This is a genomic window from Paenibacillus sp. NPDC058367 (genome assembly GCF_042723305.1).
In the GTDB taxonomy this organism is placed as follows: Bacteria; Bacillota; Bacilli; order Paenibacillales; family Paenibacillaceae; genus Paenibacillus_AQ.
On sequence record NZ_JBHXIZ010000001.1, the window covers coordinates 449,252 to 467,797 of the forward strand.

An 18,546-nucleotide genomic window follows, 5' to 3' on the forward strand; every position below is an offset into this window, starting at 1 on the left:
AACCCTATCCCTTCGCTTCAAGAATATACTCTAATATTCTATTGTTGAGAGCTTCCACCCGATCCTGATCCGAAGCCTTGATGGGTAGAAGAGGCATTCTCGGTTGGCCCGTTTCAAATCCACGCAAACTCAGAATTGCTTTGCATGCACCATATAATGATGGAAAGGATAATAATTCTACAATGAGATCATTGATTATGAACTGCCATTTCTGCGCCTCAGCCATATCGCCTTGCCCATAACATTGTTCTACTTTTAAAAATAGCTCGGGCATAACCCCGTAGGTTCCACCAATCCCACCATCTGCCCCAATGCTACGGCCAGCTAAGTACTGCTCATCTGGTCCATTCAATACAAGAAAATCATTTCCACCTGCTGCCTTAAACTGCTGAAGCTCAAATGTACTTTCTGCTGAAATCTTCACGCCAATCACTTTATCCTGCGCGGCCATCTTCACTAACAAGCTTTTAGATAATTGAAAGCCTGTCGTTTGCGGGATGTGGTAGATAATAAATGGAAGTGAAGTACTATCAATGATCGCCTGCCAATGACTTTCTACACTGTCTGGAGACAAACGATAATAGATAGCCGGAACAGCCGATACCGCATGTGCGCCAACTAATTCAGCATGTACTGCTAGCTCAACACTGTCTCTTGTAGATGGAGCACCTACATGAGCAATGATCGTAAGCTCATCTCCTACTTCCGCTATAACTGCTTCGAGCATTTGTTTACGCTCTTCTACAGATTGCAGCATGCCTTCGCCTGAGCTTCCGCCAACATAAAGTCCTTTCACACCTGTAGAAGCATAATGACGAGCTAATTTGCGTGCCGCTTCTTTATCTATATTCCCCTCGGCATCATAACTGGAGTACAAAGCGATAATAATGCCTTTAAAAGCTTCAAGATCAGTTGATTTCATAAATAACAGCCTCCGTCGTTTAAGTCACAGCTCATTAATTTACGTTGTTATAAGAATATTTAACCCTTAACAGCACCCATCGTAATCCCTTGTGTGAATGCCTTTTGAAACATTAGGAAAATCGCAATCATAGGAATTGAAGCTAACGCAGCTCCTGCCATAAGCAGTCCATAGTTCGTTGTGAATTCGCCTCGAAGTGTCGCAACCCCAAGTGGCAAGGTCATCATCGAAGTAGATCGCGTCATGATTAGCTGGCTGAAATAATCGTTCCATGAAGTAATAAAGGTGAATATGGCCAGTGCACCAACTGCTGGTTTCAATAACGGTAAAATGATCGTTCCGAACAATCGAATTTCCGAGCTGCCGTCAATTTTTGCCGCTTCAATCAACTCTCCCGGAATCGTCTGCGCGAACTGTTTCATCAAAAAGACTCCAAATGGCCAGCCAATTGCCGGTAAAATAAGCCCTTTATACGTATTGACCCAACCAAAGTCTGCTAACATCGTAAACAGCGGAACGAGAATAACTTGCTTAGGCAATGCCATAGCGGCAACAAACATCGTGAAGATAATTCCTCGTCCGGGAAACGATTTCTTTGCGAGAACATATCCGGCGCAGGAGGAGACAATACAGATCGCAGCCATTTCTGCAAAAGCAATAATAAAGCTATTAAACATCCAGCGTTCTACGGGATTCTTAAATAATTCTGTCCAGTTCTGTAACGTCGGCTTTAACGGAAACCACTCCGGTGGGATGGTCGTTGCCACGGTTTGAAGTTTAAAGGCCCCCGAAACTACCCAATAAAAAGGGAAGATAAAAAATAATGTAGCCAAAATCAATAGGATTGTAGCGATTATTTTTGGAATCGTTAATTCTTTTTTCCATGCGCTTACTTTCTTAGACTGGATAATAGGTGCTTTCAGTTCTAATGGATTCGTAGAATTCATGATGTCCCCTCCTTAATACTCAACATCGCTGCCAAAGTATTTGAATTGAATGATTGAAATGATCCCAATTACAATTGCGAGTATGACGCCCATTGCAGAGGCATATCCGAAATGACCTAGCATAAATGCTTGTTCATATACACCGTACATAACAGTTGAAGTACTATATACAGGTCCACCTGAGGTAAGGAGTTGAATCAGTGCAAAACACTGAAAGGTATTAATCGTGGTAATCACGATAATATATAAGTTCGTTGGCATCAGCATCGGCCATAATATTTTCCGGAAAATTTGCCAAGGGGTTGCTCGATCTATCTCTGCGGCTTCAATATAAGAGGTAGGAATGTTACCAATGGAGGCCACATACAAAATAATCGGTTGCCCTACAGAAGTCGTTATTAAGACCACGATAATTGCAAGTAATGCGGTTCTTGTATCCCCAAGCCATGAAACAGGCTCCATTCCAAATAAACCCGTCAAATAATTCAGAATTCCGTAGTTGGGATGGTAAATCCAGCCCCAAACGACTGTAATACTTACGACCGAAGATACGGCTGGCAAGTAGAACACACCGCGGAAAAACGATCTAGCAAACTCTTTTTTCTTATAAATATTCATGGATACAAACAGTGAAAAGATAATCACGATCGGTACGGTGATCACTACGAGTAATAAAGTATTTCCCATGGACTTCATGAAATTATCATCTTTAAATAATGAAATATAATTATCGAGACCAATAAAACTAAAATCTCTCAGCGAGTAATCAAAGAAACTAATATAAACCCCTTTTATCATTGGGTAGGCTACAAACAGAAGAAAAAATCCAAACGCTGGTAATAAGAAAAGATAACTCATCATCCAGTCACGTATCACATAACCTTTAATTTTGCGTACCGTTGTCCCCACAACCTTCTCCCCATTTCTCTGATGAAAAGTAATGATATTTATAGGTGCGTAGCTTTAAAATTTTCATTTTTTTAAAAAGAATAGAGTGCTTCCCGCACTCTATTCTTTTGAACACCATTCACTATTTATTTCATAGCTGCTTTTGCTTTAGTAATAGCTTCGTTAGCCTTTGTAGCAAAACTATCCAAAGCTTCCTTGCCGGTTGCGCCTCCAGTTAAAGCACGTTGTAATTCAGGGAACCAGAACGTACGAATATCTGCATATCCATCAGCAATCGTTGGTGCATCTGTCGTAAATTTACGTGCATATTCAGCGTATTTATACTCTGGATCGTCATAAAGACCAGTAATAGAATTACGAACCGAGAGTCCGCCTGTTTGAATCAAGTTTTTCTTACCCCATACAGGATCATTAGCAATAAAATCAATCAGCTTTTTGGAAGCTGCAATCTTAGCTTCATCCCCATTGTTAAATACAGCCATACCGCCCAGATACGGTTCAAGCTTTGGTTCCGAACCATCTAGTGTAGGGAATGGAAGGAGAATATCTTCGAACTGTACCATTTTTTTAGATACGTTCTGTGCTTTTAGTACAGCGGAATAGTTAAGTGTAAAGGCCAATTTACCTTGCAGGAACAAATCGTTCACGTCAGCAGCCGCAAGTGAAGCTGCACCAGAGACACTGAGTTTATCTTTCGTAGCTTGGACAATCCAATCTAACGCTTTAGCAGCATTATCAGTATTGATAGCGACTGCTGAGTTATCTTCATTTAAGAATCGGGATACACCTAAGTTAGCAAGATAAGCGCGAGTGCCTTGGTCTCCAGCTTGGCTCTTCGCGAAGAATCCTGTAGGAATAACGTCCGGTGCCTTTTCTTTTACAGCTTCCAATGCCTTTTTATATTCTTCAAACGTCCAAGTTCTATCTTCCTTATCCAAAGGTAGTAAATCTAGAGCGCCAATCTTTTCAAAAATAGACTTATTAACAGCCATCATAAAAGGCGCAGTGTTAATCGGGTACATAAAGATGTTGTCGCCTACACTTGACTGCTTCCAAAAAGCTTCTGAAATATCATTCTTCACTTCATCAGTCACCATGTCGTTAAGCGGTGCAAGCAAATCCTTTTTACCCCAATCGATAATCCGTCCAGGTGCATCATAGATCACATCAGGTGCGGTATTAGAAGCAATTGCGACATTCAGTTTTTCAGGGCCGCCTTCAAAGGTGATCATCTCAAGGTTTACTTTAATTTCAGGATTCTTCTCATTAAAAGCTGCAATGATTTCCTTCTCATACTTGCCTACTTCACCATCTAAAGCTTGAAAGCTCGGAAAATTCCACCAAGTAATTTCTACTGGTTTAGCAGCAGCCTCAGTTGCTGCGGGCTCTGTCTTGTCAGCATTATTACTTGGTGTAACCGCTGAATTCGCTGTGTTCGTATTTCCACATGCAACTAACTGTGTACCTAAAAGTGCGACACCAACAATACTCATTAGCCCTTTTTTCATTGCTTTCATGTGCTACCCCCAATTATTTTTTGTGGAATAAAGTACTGCTCTCATTCCTTGCGCTAATCATAAATCAATTGTAAATCTAGGAGAATCCCACTCCTTTTACTTTTAGGGTTCATTTCTGACATATCCCTTCAATCCACCCCTCTTCAATGTTATAATACATTACATATTCCGCCTATTAACAATTGAATTTATATTTTTTTACTTTTTCGCCTTAATGTAACCCTTTTAATCTTACATCTAATGGTATTTTCTTACGAGTGATCCACTATAATTCTAGTCTTCCGGAGGGATTTCATGTACAAACTAATGATTGTAGAGGATGAACCATTAATACGAACGGGCTTAAAACATTACTTTGCTTGGGAGGAGCTCGGGGTTCACAGCATTATTGAAGCAGAAAATGGAAAAGAAGGTATGGCCACCGCATTGCGCGAGAAGCCCGATTTGGTGATCACCGATATCCGGATGCCAGAAATGGATGGGCTTCAAATGATTGAACAGATTCGCAATCTGCTTCCTGATACATTATTTATCATTTTGACAGGATTCAACGATTTCGAATACGCTCAGAAGGCTATACAAGTAGGGAATGTACATGCTTTTTTGCTTAAGCCTTTGGAATATGAAGAAAGCCTTCTAGTAATACAAAACTGTATGAACAAGCTTCATCTAAAGCGGAAAGACCGATTAAAACGTTCTAATCTGGAAGGGGCAGAGCTTGTAAAGCTGTTGCTAGAGGAAGAACATTCAGTAATAGATGATGCTATCATCCATGAACTATGTAATTTCAACAGTAACTACTATCTTTATCTCCCCTTTGTTTTGACTGGCATTCCTATGAGAGAAACGCGCACGCAATCCACCCTATGGATGAGAGAATATGCGGAGAAGTTCATTCATAATGCAGTGGATGAGTATCTCCATGCCTCTACACCGCACTCTATTTTTACATATTCATCTAAAACAAAGCTCTATGGTCTTATTGTATTGGGATCTCCGTCTTCTACTGACAACTTCCCTCTTCAAACTCAAGTACAGATACGAATCGATCAATATCTGAAGGCGCTTACGCTAGAACATCATCTAGGCCTCTATCTAGTTATAGGTAAGACGACGGAGAACCCTGCACAAATACATACTTTGCTGCACGATTCCGATCGAATGTTATATCAACGCTTTTACATGAGAGATTGCAGGTTATTCTATGTGCCACAATGGATAGAAAACTCAAATTCTCAGAAACCATCCCTAATTCAACTAGATGAGAATGATAAGAAACGGATGATCTCCTGTATCGAAAGTTCTAACGAAATAGAAACGCTCCAGCTGATGCATCGCCTGGCTCAAGATATTTTGAGTAAAACCGATGTCTCTTCTCCTGATTACTGGCTCGCATTTCTTCAGGAAATCATAAGTGTTATAATCCGCTTCGCCAATAAAAACCACATCCATATCGAAGGTGTGTACAGCGAAAAGCTCCTGAACCTTACCTTTGCGGATGATTTTGATTCGCTTGAGACGCTTTTTGACTGGCTTGGCAGGTGGATGATTCATTTGGGGATTGTTTATACCGAAGGACTGACACACAACCACCAACAGGATGTGATCATATTCGAGCATATTAAATCCTTCATTAAAGAGAATATTGATCAAGAAGTGACTCTGCAGATGGTAGCAGATCGATTCTTCTATAATCCGTCTTATTTAAGTCGCCTGTTCAAGCGGAAACTCGATAAGAACTACATGCGATTTGTAACCGAGATTCGGATGGAATATGCGCAGGAATGCTTAAAAAAACCGGAGATTCTAGTGACCGATGTCTGTACGATGTGTGGTTACAAAAGCTATAAGCATTTCGTGAAAACATTCCGAAGTATCACCAACATGACCCCATCAGACTATAGAAAACAATCAGGCTGGTGACCTAAAATGATGCAGATTGAGCAACCAAAGAGACGCTACCGGATGCGACATGTCAATCGTCAAATTTTCATGCTGATGATCCTGACCATTACCATTCCACTCCTGATCATATCCGCAATCATCTATATCTTTTCAAACCAAGCCGTCAAAAATGAATACCAGAGCAGCTCAAATCTGATCCTTAATAACCTCTCGTTCAATATTGACCAATATCTTCAAAGTATTGATAAAGGTACACTGAACGCACAGGTAGATAGCCAGCTCCAAACCGCACTTGAGCACTGGACGATCCATAAAGACGACGTCGGAAATGACCTGAATATTCAGTATGGAAATACGATTGAGCATTTCATCAGCGGGATTGAGATGACGATTAAAAATGTCGATAGTGTGCAGATTTTTTCGGGATCACGTGTGTTCTATTCTGCCAATTTCAATCGTGCGGATTATGATGTGAAGGATTATACCAAGGAGGATTGGTATTTACAGACCCAGCAGAAAAAAGGCGGAGTGATTCTATTTGGCAGCCATGTCCCCTTCTATCGTACCAATTCCAAACAATCCGTCATTTCTATTGCCCGAGTCATTAATAAAAAAGGAAGCAAGCAGCCCATTGGCGTCATGTTAATCGATATCCGATTGGATTCATTACGTGAAATCTTAAAGCTCTCGGAGAATAGCAAACGAAAATTCATTATTTTAGACGATAAGGGCGGTAGTGTTTACAGCTCAGATATCATGGAGACCTCACCTTTACAACCTATCCCTATAGAACCTCAGGCGCTTAATACTTTCATGAACAATGATACGGGAAGCTTTTATGGTACTTTTGACGATAAAGACTCGTACATTAACTTTGTTACGTCTCCCTATTCCAACTGGAAGGTCATTCAGTATATAGATGAAAAAGAGATGACTAAGCAAGCCACTTTTCTTGGAAAAATCATTTTAACATTAGCGCTCTTGTCGCTTGTCACTGCGATCTTATTCATGTATATCCTATCGGAGCGTGTCACTAAGCCTATTATTCTTTTAAGCCGAAAGGTTAAGCTGGTGGGAATGGGGAACTTTGATGTGGATTTGTATAGTAATCGTCAAGATGAGTTTGGTGTTCTATACAATGGAATCCGAAAAATGGTGAAAGACCTGCAAAATTATATCGAGCGATCTTCTATGGCCAAAGCACAGCAAAAAGTAGCTCAATACGGCGCCCTTAAAAGCCAAATCAATCCACATTTCCTTGCGAATGTACTTGAATCTATTCAAATGAAAGCCATCATTAATGGGCAAAGAGAGATTGGCGAAATGGTTGGGATTGTAGGTAGATTGTTTCGGATTCATATCCAGACCGGAAAGATAACCGTAACCCTGCGAGAAGAACTTGAACACGTCCGGCTGTATGTAAAAATTCAACAATTACGTTTCGGGGACAAAATTCAATATATTGAACATCTAGAACCTAATACCGAAATAATTAAAGTCATGCACTTTTCCCTTCAACCCATCGTTGAGAATGCTATCGTCCATGGACTGGAGTGTCGAAGTGAACCGGGTCTCCTTGAAGTCTCCTCGATGATTTCGGGGGATGACATGCTAATTATCGTTAAAGATAACGGAATTGGTATCGATGAAGAGAAACTTAAACAGTTACGTCTTCGTCTCTCTCAACCATCAGACACCCTAGATGAAGATCATATTGGTATAAAAAATGTTCATGATCGTATTCAATTTCATTTTGGTGAACCCTATGGGATCGAAATCACCAGTCAAGTAGGTGAAGGGACGACCGTGATCATCCGACTGCCAGCTAATCCTAAACATTCTGCTCAGTGATTCCTGCTTCAGGATCGAAGGTAAGCATTTTCGTTGCAATTTTATCGATGAAGAAGCGGTCATGACTGACGGTAACTACGGCTCCAGGGAAATGAATGAGTGCCTGCTCCATCACCTGAATACTCGTCAAATCTAAATGATTCGTTGGCTCATCCAAAATAATGACAGCCGCGCCAGAGAGAAGGCATTTCGCTAACGCTACTCTGGCCTGCTGTCCACCTGACAGACTGCCGATCGTTTTGCTCAGATCCATTTCCGAGAATTGTAGCATCGATAGAAATTTATTCACTTTTTTCCGCGGAGCATCGAGTCCCAGCCCATACACATTTACGGCATGACTGACTGTATCCTTAACATCGAGTTCGTCCCACATCTGATTGAAGTACGCATAGCTGACCCCACGTTCCCAAGTCACACCACCCGTTTCAGGCTCTTCTTGCCCAGTCAATACCTTTATGAGTGTCGACTTTCCGCTTCCGTTAGGCCCCACAATAGCTATCCGATCTTCCTTTTGAATATCGAAGCTAATGTTCTGGAATATCGTCCGACCATCATAGCTTTGTCCAATTCCCTTCACTTCACCTAGCTTGTCCGGAAACCGTAAATTACTGTAGATATCGGTGATCAGTACGTTCACTGGATGAGGCTCCACACGCTTTTTCATATCTGTCAGTTTACGTGATAGACGATCCTTCGGGGACTTTTTGTTCCCGCGGGTTTCAATGGCTTCAGACTCCATAAGTAGAAGCTCTTCTTCCCACTCGAATTGACGATCAAGCACCTTTTTGCGCATCTTCTTTTTACGAACATAGTCGGTGTAATTGCCTTCATATTCCTGAAAATGATAATTCTCGATTTCAATCGTCCGCGTGACTACTCTGTCAATAAATTGCCGGTCATGGGAGATGAGAATCATCGCCCCATTAAAACGGTGAAGCCACTGCTCCAACCATACGATCCCTTCGATATCCAAAAAGTTAGTAGGCTCATCGAGCAATACGACATCGGGCATTTCAATTAAGACTTTAGCCAGTGCTGCACGGTTCCTCCAGCCTCCCGATAACTCATCTACAGGTTGATGTCGTGATCTTTCATTGAACCCCAACTTCGTCAGAACAGTGTTGATTTCTACAGATACATTCCAGCCATCCAAATGATCCATTTGTTCAAAAAGCGCCGCTTGCCGCTCTAAAAGTGTATTCATCTGGTCATCATCCGTCACTTGTCCAAGCTGTTCCCCGATTTGGTTAAGCTCCTGTTCGATAAGCGCTACCTGCTCAAAGCACAATTCTAACTCTTGCTGTACAGACAAGGCCCCGGAAAGCTCCGAGAATTGAGAGAAATAACTGATCTTCACATTGGGATCTAACTCTACTTTCCCTGCTGTTGGCTCCTCTTTTCCCATCATCAGTTTAAATACAGTAGACTTCCCCGCACCATTTCGTCCGATTAACCCAATCCGTTCACCCTTGCTAACTCGAAAATATATATCTCGAAAAATCAAAGTATTCTCATATTTCTTAGTTACGTTCTCCATACGGATTACACTCAAACCTATCACCCCTAGTTCATATAGATCAAAATACAGCTCAGAACACTCAAAGAGCTATTATAGCACTATTTTAAAAAGGACTTTATAATCATATTTAATCTTCTAGAAAACAAAAAAAGGTCGCTGTCAGCGGACCTTTTTCTGCATTACGAATCCCAGCACATTCTCACTCTCATCACTTGCTGCTTATTTTTTCAAGATATCAATATACTCCTCTTTCTCGCGATCAGGCCCCGCATCAAGCTTCAAACGAATGAATTTTGGATGATCCAATACGTTACTGCTAAAGTTACTTATAAATCCGTCCTCACTGCCACTTCCGCCAATCGAATTATTTTTCAATTCGAGCTTCCCAACCCGCGATGTCAACTCACTGGGGGTCTTTCCAAATAACTCATTCCTGATCTCCCAATCGGTTTTTAATGCCTCACTTAACGTAAATTTAACTACTATACTTAAAGGAGATAGCTCCACCTGCGCAAGATTCACTTCATGTCCGTCAATCATAAAAGGCTGATTTATAACTACTGTCTCGGTCTTCTGTTCCCAGAATTTTGGATCAATAGCGAAGCTCACCTTTAAACGATCAGAATAGCGCATGTCAGCTAGATCCGTTCCCGTTTTTGGTTTTGCTAACATTCCTGGATCCACTGAAGTGATCTGAAAATTCGCCACCACCTCTTTTGGAAATGCTTTATCCTTATCTAGTGGATAGATAGTTTTTCCGAGCCATGTATAAATACTATCCACAGCATGTAAACCCATCCCACCTCTACCCCCATTTTTATCCACTACACTTTGTCCCGTCACAGCATCTGTCAGCCATACACTATTCACATTGTAAATTTCCTGACCATCACTTGTAGTCCCTGTATATAGCAGTATAATTTTATTTTCATCAGCGATTACAGCATTTAGAGTGATCTTATATCCGTTTTTCTCAGCGCTCTTATTCACGATTTGCACATAATCGTTTCGAATTGCAGATTCTAACGTAAGGGCATCAACATCAGATTCAGCCAGCTTCTTAAAAGGTTCCAACACACCCCAATCACTTGATTCAATACTGGTAGAGGCTTGCTGTGGCATCAATTGGGTTGGATTGAAGAAGAGTAAACCTGCAATCAAAACAGATGCAGTCAGTACAGCCATAGCGCTTCTAGCGAACATTAGCTTTTTTCCGCGCTTTTTACCTAGTTCGAGTCCTGCTTGAATGGCATAGATTTGTGCGGCCGCACTCTCCATTTTTTGCTCCTGTGGGATTCGTTCAGCATCGATTAACATGGCAAGCTCCTCCTGACTACTCATGGTTCCAATCACCCCGATTCTTAATGATCGTTCTTAACTGCTTGAGTCCTTTATGCTGCCATGTCTTGACCGTTCCTTCAGGTTTATCCAGTATTTTAGCAATCTCATTTAAGGTCATATCGTTGTAGTATTTAAGCAGCAGCACATGGCGATACTTGGGTTTAACCTGTTCAAGTGCCCACAGCATTTCCATCCGATGATGGCCAATGTGCGTAATCTGCTCTCCTATTCTCTCGTCAACAAGCGGCATGGAACGCTTTCTACGTCTTTGTTCATCTATACAGACATAAATCAGGATCCGAATGATCCATGATTTAAACGCTTTTGGATCCTTTAACGTTTTTCTTTTGATCCAGGCCCGGCAAGTCATTTCCTGCATCGCTTCAAGCGCATCATTCCGGTTACGCAAGTAGCTATAGGCAATACTGTATAGCTGTTCTCTATGTACCAATATAGAATCGTAGAAATCCGTCTCGCCCCGAGAATCAAGAATCGTTACCTTCTTCATTTCTGCATTAGTCATCGTCATATCCTTCCTTAGCCCCCTCTCCTAAACCTCTCATAGATTAAGACGGGGAGGGTATAGAAACGGTTTTTATTTGTATTAACTTTTTTTGGGACTGAGCACTTAAAATTATAACATTCTATAAAAAAAGAACGATAAATGTTATGATAAGTAAAATTGGACATAATCAACAGTACGCACTTAAAAGTACCATAGGTACTAAAAAGTACCCATACATTGGAGGATATCATGACAACTATCAAGAAAAAATACAATATTTCTGTTGAGGCCACACTCGAAGTAATTGGAGGGAAATGGAAATGTGTAATTTTGTGTCATTTAACTCATGGCAAAAAGCGAACATCGGAACTAAAACAGTTAATGCCCGGAATTACTCAAAAAATGTTAACCCAGCAACTACGCGAACTTGAGGCCGATGGAATTATCAACCGGATCGTATACAATCAGGTTCCACCCAAAGTGGAATATGAGCTTAGTGAGTATGGTGATAGTTTAAGCGACATTTTAACTTCTCTATGTAATTGGGGAGAACAACATATCATTAAGCAGTATGGCGATAAATATGCTGTTTTAGAGGACAACATTTTAAATAAATAAATTTTACCCTATGAAAATAAGGACAGTTAAATCAGATTGATTTAACTGTCCTTAACTTAAATTACTCCGTCTCCTCCAATAGCAGTTGCTGTGAATGATATGGGGCCAAATAGATTTATAGGTAAGTTGCTATCATTTTGAATTACCAATTCATAATTGTGGACTCCAATATAAGGACCATCAACCCACTGAACATTTAATTGAATATCAGTAATTGTAGTAAAACGAAAAAAGGAGCTATAAATATCGACTCCTGCACGTCGGATTAAAACAAGAAATTGACTATCAGCAAGTGCAGTAAGACTAAAACTACCATTTAACTCGACTCTACTAGAGAAAGAAGCTGGGTTAGCTGGGCTAATATTTACTTGCGCTGTGGCAAGACCCGCTCCAACTCCAGGAATCCCTGCAACCGTTGTAACAGCATTAAACGGGTCTAAAGGGATTTTTGCCTGTGAACCATAACTTATATTTGTCGCCATTTATCATCACTCCATTCCAATTACAAGGTTATACATTATTATATTGTGAATCCGCAATGATAGATTGGACTTAATTCCTGATGATTATATACATTTAAGTTATACTTTTACTAGATTATAAAACCTAGATACTTCGAATATCATCCTCTAATTTCCACCTATTGACAAACTCACTTATCAGAATTACAATTACCCAAATATCATGAACAACGCTGAAAAAGGGTAAGTAGACAAACGAACATGGACTTCAGAGAGCCGGTGGTTGCTGCGAACCGGTGTCCAGCGCTTGATCGAATGGCCTTTTGAGTTGCTCTTCCGAACCATCTCTCTAGGATGCTGTAGGGATAGCCGGGGTTCCCGCCGTTATCAAGGGACCTGTACCCGAGATTATCTTTAACCCTCTTTCGTACAGGTAAGAGAAGATCGTAAAGCCAACGAAACGTATGGTAACACGATCAATTAAGGTGGTACCACGACAACTTCGTCCTTATTGGATGAGGTTTTTTTGCTATTTTAAGGAGGTGATGGCCATGGATGATGGCTGGTGGTGGCGACTCAATATTAATCAGAAGCGACAAAACAGGAGGAATTCAAATGATAAAAGAACGTGTATTAACTGGAGATCGAGTGACCGGAAAGCTGCACCTTGGCCATTACGTGGGCAGTTTACAGAACCGAGTGACTCTACAGGAGCAATATGATACTTTTGTGTTTCTAGCAGATATTCAAGCCCTAACGACTCACTTTGATCGGCCTCAATACCTTGGTCAAAACTTGAATGAAATCACACTGGACTATTTATCGGCGGGTATAAATCCAGATAAATCCACCCTATTTATTCAATCTATGGTTCCAGAGATCGCTGAGCTGACCGTCCTATTCTCCATGTTTGTTACTGTGAATTCTTTACGGCATAATCCCACGATTAAAGCCGAATCGAAAAATTCCAGCTTAGATGAATTGTATTATGGTTTTCTAGGTTATCCAGTTAGCCAGGCTGCGGATATAACCTTTTGTAAAGCGACGATTATTCCTGTAGGAGAAGACCAGCTTCCCCATCTGGAGTTGACCCGCAAAATCGTACGTAGATTCAACGAACTGTACAGCCCCATCCTTGTGGAGCCCAGAGCGCTCATCAGCGAGACGCCAAGACTAGTAGGAACAGACGGCAATGCTAAAATGAGTAAAAGCCTCGGCAATGCTATCGAGCTGGACTCTACGAAAGAAGAGATCACCTTCAAGATCCGTAAAGCCACAACTGATCCAGCCCGTGTTCATAAAAATGATCCTGGGCATCCAGATATTTGTCCCATTTATGCTTATCATCGTGCTGTTCGTTCGCATGGCGCCCCAGAAATTCACGATAGCTGCGAAAGTGGCAGTATAAGCTGTTCAGCCTGTAAGCAGCTTATCACGACAGCTCTAGACCAGCTAATTGAACCAATGCGTGAGCGTCGCTCCTATTATGCTGCCAGACCCAAGGTTGTTGAGGATATCTTATTATCCGGAACTAAGCGTGCCCGCGATATTGCTCAAGAAACGATGTCCGAAGTACGCGAGGCTATCGGCCTTAATTATTTTTCAAAATAAAACTGATCTCTAAGGGCAATAAAAAAACACCGGACTCTCTATTGGAGAGAGCTCTGGCGTTTTTTTTAGAAACAATTATTGACTCTTCATCATCCAGCGTCACATTGGACAGCGGCTCTTAGAGGAAAAAAGAAGAAATTGTCGAATCATTCATTTAAATCATAGTAGAAAGAAGAATAGACATGAATACATTTTATTCACAGCTTGGACGTGTGCTTGAAGAGAGAACTCCGTTCCACCAAGAAGGTTACTATCTTTTATATGATGGAAACAGAGCAAAATTTAGTCCCACTAAACCTAATCATATCGAAATTGTTACAGCTGAAAGTTTTGTAAATACTCTCGTTAAGAACAGTAAAGCAGTCATTTCTTCTTTCGCGAGTGGACCTGACAATAAAGATGTCTATGTTTTTATTCTTCAAGCTGATGAGTTTTATAACATCAACATCTATCTAAATACCCTTGAAGGTTTCCAGCGGGCTTTGGAGAGAAATCCAAAGGATCGAGATGAACGTTCAATAAACTGGTTGAAATATAATCAGGGGGATTTTCGGTACCACTTATGGCTTGAAGACGATAAGATCTTGAATTATTTTACCCAACTAGCAGATCTGACAACTTATCCAGAAGAAGATTTTCTCTTTAACACGGAGGATCAACCTATCATCGCCTTTGAAGAAGGGATTATTAAAATGGGGTATTATCTGCTGACGCTAAAAGCAATGCAGCGTTTGATCACTGAGGGTGAGCTTCAGTCATTAAATACAACTGAAGACTTTATTGCCTTTGCTTCCACAGGGAACAATGACTTAGATTACAGTATTGTGATGCCAAAAACCATCGAACCTGCTTTATTCGCAAAGATTTTTCCATTTGAACATGCAAAAGATTTACAATTTCGAGAGCTGATGTTGCAGAATCAGCATTTCTAAGTCACTGAATATTTAGATTATTGGTCCGACGCAGTTCTTAGCAGCTACAGTGACACGATTCCATATATTTACGGGAAGTCTGACCTAGAAGTGTTCATACAAATGGAGCATCTTGAAAATGCACTGGCTCAGGAATGCATCCAACGTTTATATCCCTTAATAGATTTGGAGATCATTGAAATTGAGAATTATTACTTCATTTATTACTATATTGAAGCGCTGCATTTTGCAGGACCGCTAACAAAGCAACAACTTGATGATTGTAAGCAGCTAGCAAACCGAATGAATGAAAGAGGCGAAGATCTGGAAGACGCTTTGCGCGAAATAAACGCTGTAATAAATTTATAAATATTCTCAAAAGAAAAGGCCGTAACCCTCCCCCCAAGGGATCATTACGGCCTTATTTTCACTTATAGCACCCAATTCCCTTTACGGAATACCGGCTCAATCGTACCATCCGCCAATTCTCCGTCAATATCCAGCTCAGCTGAACCAATCATAAAATCGACATGCGTTAAGCTGACATTAGCACCTCGTGCGACAAGCTCTTCATTCGTAAGCTTTGTGCCGCCTTCAATATTGACAGGATAAGCACTTCCCAACGCGAAATGGCAGGAGGCATTCTCATCAATCCCTGTATTGTAGAAAATTCGGTTCAAGCGAGAGATTGGAGAATCATGCTGCACTAAAGCCACTTCTCCTAAATAGGATGCACCTTCATCGGTTGCCAGCAGCGAAGTCAAATGCTCACGTCCGGATTCAGCTTCATATGCTACTACTTTTCCATCTTTAAAAGTGAAGGAAAGGCCTTCTACCAAACGTCCGTTCAGATTCAATGGAAGTGTGCTTCTAACGGTACCATTCACACCTGTACGATGTGGCATGGAATAGATCTCTTCCGTTGGCATATTAGCCACGAAATACACGCCTTTATCATTCTCTCCGCCGCCTCCACGCCATAAATGTCCTTCTGGAAGCTCCACATGCAGATCCGTTCCCGGAGCGCGGTAATGCAGGCTTTTATAACGCTTAGCGTTCATTCTATCCTGACTTTCTTTCAATTGACCGATATGCTCTCTCCATGCGGCAACTGGATCCTCGCTACCTACACGATTCATCTGGAACACCGCTTCCCACATAGCCTCTACTCGCTCTTCCTCTGGAAGATCAGCAAACACCTTGTTCGCCCAAGCACGCGTTGGAGCCTTAACGAGAGACCAGCTAATTTTGCTATTACGAGTATATTTGGAGTAGTTTTTGCGAGCAACAGCTGCCGCTTTAACTGCTCTTGACACTTTGGAAGAATCAATACCATTGAACAATTCCGGATCTGGTACTTTAATATGTAAGATGGCGCCGTTCTCTTCCGCAAACTTCTCCATCATTTCTGCTTGCCACTGTGGATAGTAATCGAAGGAATCTTCTGGGGCTTTTTCGTAACGAATACGTGTAGTCGCCTCATCGTCCCAATCAACAATTACATATTTAGCACCTGCTTCATAGGCTTTACCTACAATCAAGCGAGTAAGCTCTGCCGTTTCAATAGGTGCATGCACCATTAAAACTTGTCCAGGTTGTACATTTACCCCTACTTTTACAACCAGGTTCGCATATTTCTCTAACATGACATCAAAATCTTTCATGAATTCTCTTCCTCCATCTCTATGGTTGCTTTACTGTCGCACCAAAGCACCGGAGCTCCTTAACAGCAGACGGTCAGCTTCACTTCTTATTTTAACGCAAAATGCTAAGAGTTGCGATTCGATATAATAAAGCGGCCCCCATGAAAGGAACCGCTCACGTAAATCCTTATTTTTTATCCACTTGCAGTAACGTTACCGTCTTTAAAGAATAGGTATGCATTATCTTGTCCTCAGAGATTACGTTAAGCTTGGTCAAACTTGCTATCTTCGCGGGATCTGATTTGGAAAGCATACGCCACACTTCGGGGTCTGATAGGGTTTCATATAACTTGAGATCATCATATTCTTTGCGATTTTGCATCACTAGCTTCACTTTGTAGCTTCCGATTTCAGTCTCGGTAGCCCCCTGCTCACTACAATAGCTTAGAATATCCTGCCGAAGCTCTGCCAATTCTTTTTCAATTTCCTTTTGCTTTTGCTTCAGTCGATAATACTGCTGTACCTTTTTCTCCATCACTTCACGCTCCTCTATAGACATATGTATGCCGGAAGCGCTAAATAAATAAGTTGAGTTCCCTATCATAAAATTTTATAATGAGCCGGGAACGCTAGTTTGCAGCAGACTACTTATTCCTCAAAAAACAATGATTCGGCAGGTGACTTATGTTTCATTCTTACTTTTTCCCAATTTCTTATGCCTTTATGATGTTTCCTATAGCGGCATTGATCTTCACACTCCCTTTTCTAATCGTTCAATACCGTAGACACGGCTACATCCATAAGCTTAGAGCTTTAATCCTATACTTATTGCTGCTCTATCTGATGAACGCTTATTTTCTCGTTTTGCTTCCGATGCCTTCCTCAAGACATAATATGGCACCTTCGGGAAGTATGATGCAGCTCGTCCCTCTTCAATTCATACAAGATATTATAGATGGTTCTAAGATCATACCTGATCAGATTTCAACGTATTGGTCATTACTGCGCGAGCCTGCTTTTTTACAGGTGATATTTAACATCGCTTTGACCGTGCCGTTTGGATTGTTTCTGGGCTACTATTTCCGAACGCGCTGGGGAATGTGTATTCTCTTGTCTTTCATACTTTCGTTATCTTTTGAGGTCACTCAGGTTACAGGCATCTACGGCTTTTTTGATCATCCCTACCGTCTATTTGATGTCGATGATCTTATAACCAACACGCTGGGAGGGATCTTTGGATTCCGAATTTCTATCTGGATAAACGGGTTACTGCCACGCATAGAACAACTGGATACGAATATCGACCGTTCTGCCAAAAGAGTCTCCTATACCCGCAGAGGGATTGCTTTTTTCATCGATAGTATGGTGTGGATCATCGGGTTTGGTGTACTTTATGGATTCGATATAAAAAGTGCTTTCTGGATTGTAACAGGGATTTACTTCATCCTGATTCCAGCTTTCACTGGTGGGCGGACCTTAGGCAAATGGATTGTACGTATTCGGGTGACGAGCAAAGGTAATCGAGCTTCTTTCTGGGCGCTTATGATCCGATATGGTCTACTATATTGGATATTACTTGGACTTCACGCGCTTGTTATCGATTCTGATGTGACAGGGCTTCTATCTTCACCATTGAGAACGGCCGCTTACCTCATTGTTCTACTGGTCGATTTAGTTTTCTTTATTCATTTAATCATTAAGGTATTCAAAAAAGATGACCAGCTAATCTATGAGAAATTAAGCCGAACCTCGCATGTTATTTCATGGCCTGAGAAAAGATTGCATACCGATGCCTCCAACAGCAGCTCTTTAGAGGATTAAAAATCTTCATTTTATATAGTATTTATACAATGGAAATTATTATAAAATAGGAAGGCAAGGATTCT

17 protein-coding genes and 1 other annotated feature are annotated in these 18,546 nt (G+C 41.1%); of the genes, 7 read left to right on the forward strand and 10 right to left on the reverse strand.

Annotation, left to right across the window (positions count from 1 at the left end):
* Window positions 1–4: 4 nt before the first annotated feature.
* From ACFWMP_RS02060 to ACFWMP_RS02075, 4 genes are all read right to left on the reverse strand, one after another.
* The gene (locus ACFWMP_RS02060) at window positions 5–922 is read right to left on the reverse strand and encodes a dihydrodipicolinate synthase family protein (RefSeq protein WP_379421789.1); all 918 of its coding nucleotides are present in this window, start codon (window positions 920–922) and stop codon (window positions 5–7) included.
* 59 nt (window positions 923–981) lie between these two features.
* Window positions 982–1,869: a carbohydrate ABC transporter permease gene (locus ACFWMP_RS02065; protein ID WP_081382857.1), complete on the reverse strand. Its 888-nt coding sequence runs from the start codon at window positions 1,867–1,869 to the stop codon at window positions 982–984.
* A gap of 12 nt (window positions 1,870–1,881) precedes the next feature.
* Window positions 1,882–2,778, reverse strand: coding sequence for a carbohydrate ABC transporter permease (locus tag ACFWMP_RS02070; RefSeq protein ID WP_427468745.1), 897 nt, complete (start codon window positions 2,776–2,778; stop codon window positions 1,882–1,884).
* 125 nt (window positions 2,779–2,903) lie between these two features.
* Window positions 2,904–4,295, reverse strand: a complete 1,392-nt coding sequence (locus tag ACFWMP_RS02075; RefSeq protein ID WP_042187580.1) for an ABC transporter substrate-binding protein — start codon at window positions 4,293–4,295, stop codon at window positions 2,904–2,906.
* A gap of 294 nt (window positions 4,296–4,589) precedes the next feature.
* Here ACFWMP_RS02075 and ACFWMP_RS02080 point away from each other — a divergent pair, with 294 nt between their 5' ends.
* Complete coding sequence (locus ACFWMP_RS02080; RefSeq protein ID WP_379421790.1) at window positions 4,590–6,218, forward strand: response regulator; 1,629 nt, start codon at window positions 4,590–4,592, stop codon at window positions 6,216–6,218.
* Between the two features lie 6 nt (window positions 6,219–6,224).
* Window positions 6,225–8,051: a cache domain-containing sensor histidine kinase gene (locus tag ACFWMP_RS02085; protein WP_379421791.1), complete on the forward strand. Its 1,827-nt coding sequence runs from the start codon at window positions 6,225–6,227 to the stop codon at window positions 8,049–8,051.
* On the opposite strand, the gene ACFWMP_RS02090 is transcribed toward ACFWMP_RS02085, so the two are convergent.
* The 3 genes from ACFWMP_RS02090 to ACFWMP_RS02100 all read right to left on the reverse strand — a co-directional run bounded on the left by ACFWMP_RS02090 (window position 8,032) and on the right by ACFWMP_RS02100 (window position 11,440).
* Complete coding sequence (locus tag ACFWMP_RS02090; protein ID WP_076299403.1) at window positions 8,032–9,603, reverse strand: ABC-F family ATP-binding cassette domain-containing protein; 1,572 nt, start codon at window positions 9,601–9,603, stop codon at window positions 8,032–8,034. The two genes, ACFWMP_RS02085 and ACFWMP_RS02090, sit on opposite strands and share 20 nt — an antisense overlap.
* 186 nt (window positions 9,604–9,789) lie before the next feature.
* Window positions 9,790–10,911 carry a DUF4179 domain-containing protein gene (locus tag ACFWMP_RS02095; protein WP_339803122.1) on the reverse strand — a complete coding sequence of 374 codons (1,122 nt, stop codon included), beginning with the start codon at window positions 10,909–10,911 and terminating at the stop codon, window positions 9,790–9,792.
* On the reverse strand, window positions 10,904–11,440 hold the full coding sequence (locus ACFWMP_RS02100; RefSeq protein WP_379421792.1) for a sigma-70 family RNA polymerase sigma factor: 537 nt from the start codon (window positions 11,438–11,440) through the stop codon (window positions 10,904–10,906). Before ACFWMP_RS02100 ends, ACFWMP_RS02095 begins: the two co-directional genes overlap by 8 nt.
* Window positions 11,441–11,665: 225 nt before the next feature.
* Between ACFWMP_RS02100 and ACFWMP_RS02105 the strand changes: the two genes are divergently transcribed.
* Window positions 11,666–12,034, forward strand: coding sequence for a winged helix-turn-helix transcriptional regulator (locus ACFWMP_RS02105; RefSeq protein WP_042187569.1), 369 nt, complete (start codon window positions 11,666–11,668; stop codon window positions 12,032–12,034).
* Window positions 12,035–12,090: 56 nt separating this feature from the next.
* Here the strand turns inward: ACFWMP_RS02105 and ACFWMP_RS02110 are convergent, their stop codons facing one another.
* Complete coding sequence (locus ACFWMP_RS02110; RefSeq protein ID WP_379421793.1) at window positions 12,091–12,516, reverse strand: hypothetical protein; 426 nt, start codon at window positions 12,514–12,516, stop codon at window positions 12,091–12,093.
* A gap of 203 nt (window positions 12,517–12,719) precedes the next feature.
* Window positions 12,720–13,008, forward strand: a binding site (T-box leader).
* A gap of 102 nt (window positions 13,009–13,110) precedes the next feature.
* Here ACFWMP_RS02110 and trpS point away from each other — a divergent pair.
* The 3 genes from trpS (at window position 13,111) to ACFWMP_RS02125 (ending at window position 15,386) form a co-directional block, all read left to right on the forward strand.
* Window positions 13,111–14,106 (forward strand): tryptophan--tRNA ligase, encoded by a 996-nt coding sequence (trpS, locus tag ACFWMP_RS02115; protein WP_379421794.1) that lies wholly within the window; start codon window positions 13,111–13,113, stop codon window positions 14,104–14,106.
* Window positions 14,107–14,288: 182 nt separating this feature from the next.
* Entirely contained in the window at window positions 14,289–15,038 is a 750-nt protein-coding gene (locus tag ACFWMP_RS02120; RefSeq protein ID WP_379421795.1) for a DUF4303 domain-containing protein, read from the forward strand.
* A 102-nt stretch (window positions 15,039–15,140) separates the two neighbouring features.
* Entirely contained in the window at window positions 15,141–15,386 is a 246-nt protein-coding gene (locus tag ACFWMP_RS02125) for a hypothetical protein (protein ID WP_379421796.1), read from the forward strand.
* A 62-nt stretch (window positions 15,387–15,448) separates the two neighbouring features.
* On the opposite strand, the gene ACFWMP_RS02130 is transcribed toward ACFWMP_RS02125, so the two are convergent.
* Together ACFWMP_RS02130 and ACFWMP_RS02135 are read right to left on the reverse strand one after the other, a co-directional pair.
* Complete coding sequence (locus ACFWMP_RS02130) at window positions 15,449–16,681, reverse strand: aminopeptidase (protein WP_339247577.1); 1,233 nt, start codon at window positions 16,679–16,681, stop codon at window positions 15,449–15,451.
* A gap of 166 nt (window positions 16,682–16,847) precedes the next feature.
* Window positions 16,848–17,219, reverse strand: a complete 372-nt coding sequence (locus ACFWMP_RS02135) for a hypothetical protein (RefSeq protein WP_379421797.1) — start codon at window positions 17,217–17,219, stop codon at window positions 16,848–16,850.
* A gap of 164 nt (window positions 17,220–17,383) precedes the next feature.
* On the opposite strand from ACFWMP_RS02135, the gene ACFWMP_RS02140 reads away from it, so the two are divergent.
* Complete coding sequence (locus tag ACFWMP_RS02140; protein ID WP_379421798.1) at window positions 17,384–18,481, forward strand: VanZ family protein; 1,098 nt, start codon at window positions 17,384–17,386, stop codon at window positions 18,479–18,481.
* The last annotated feature ends 65 nt before the right edge of the window (window positions 18,482–18,546 follow it).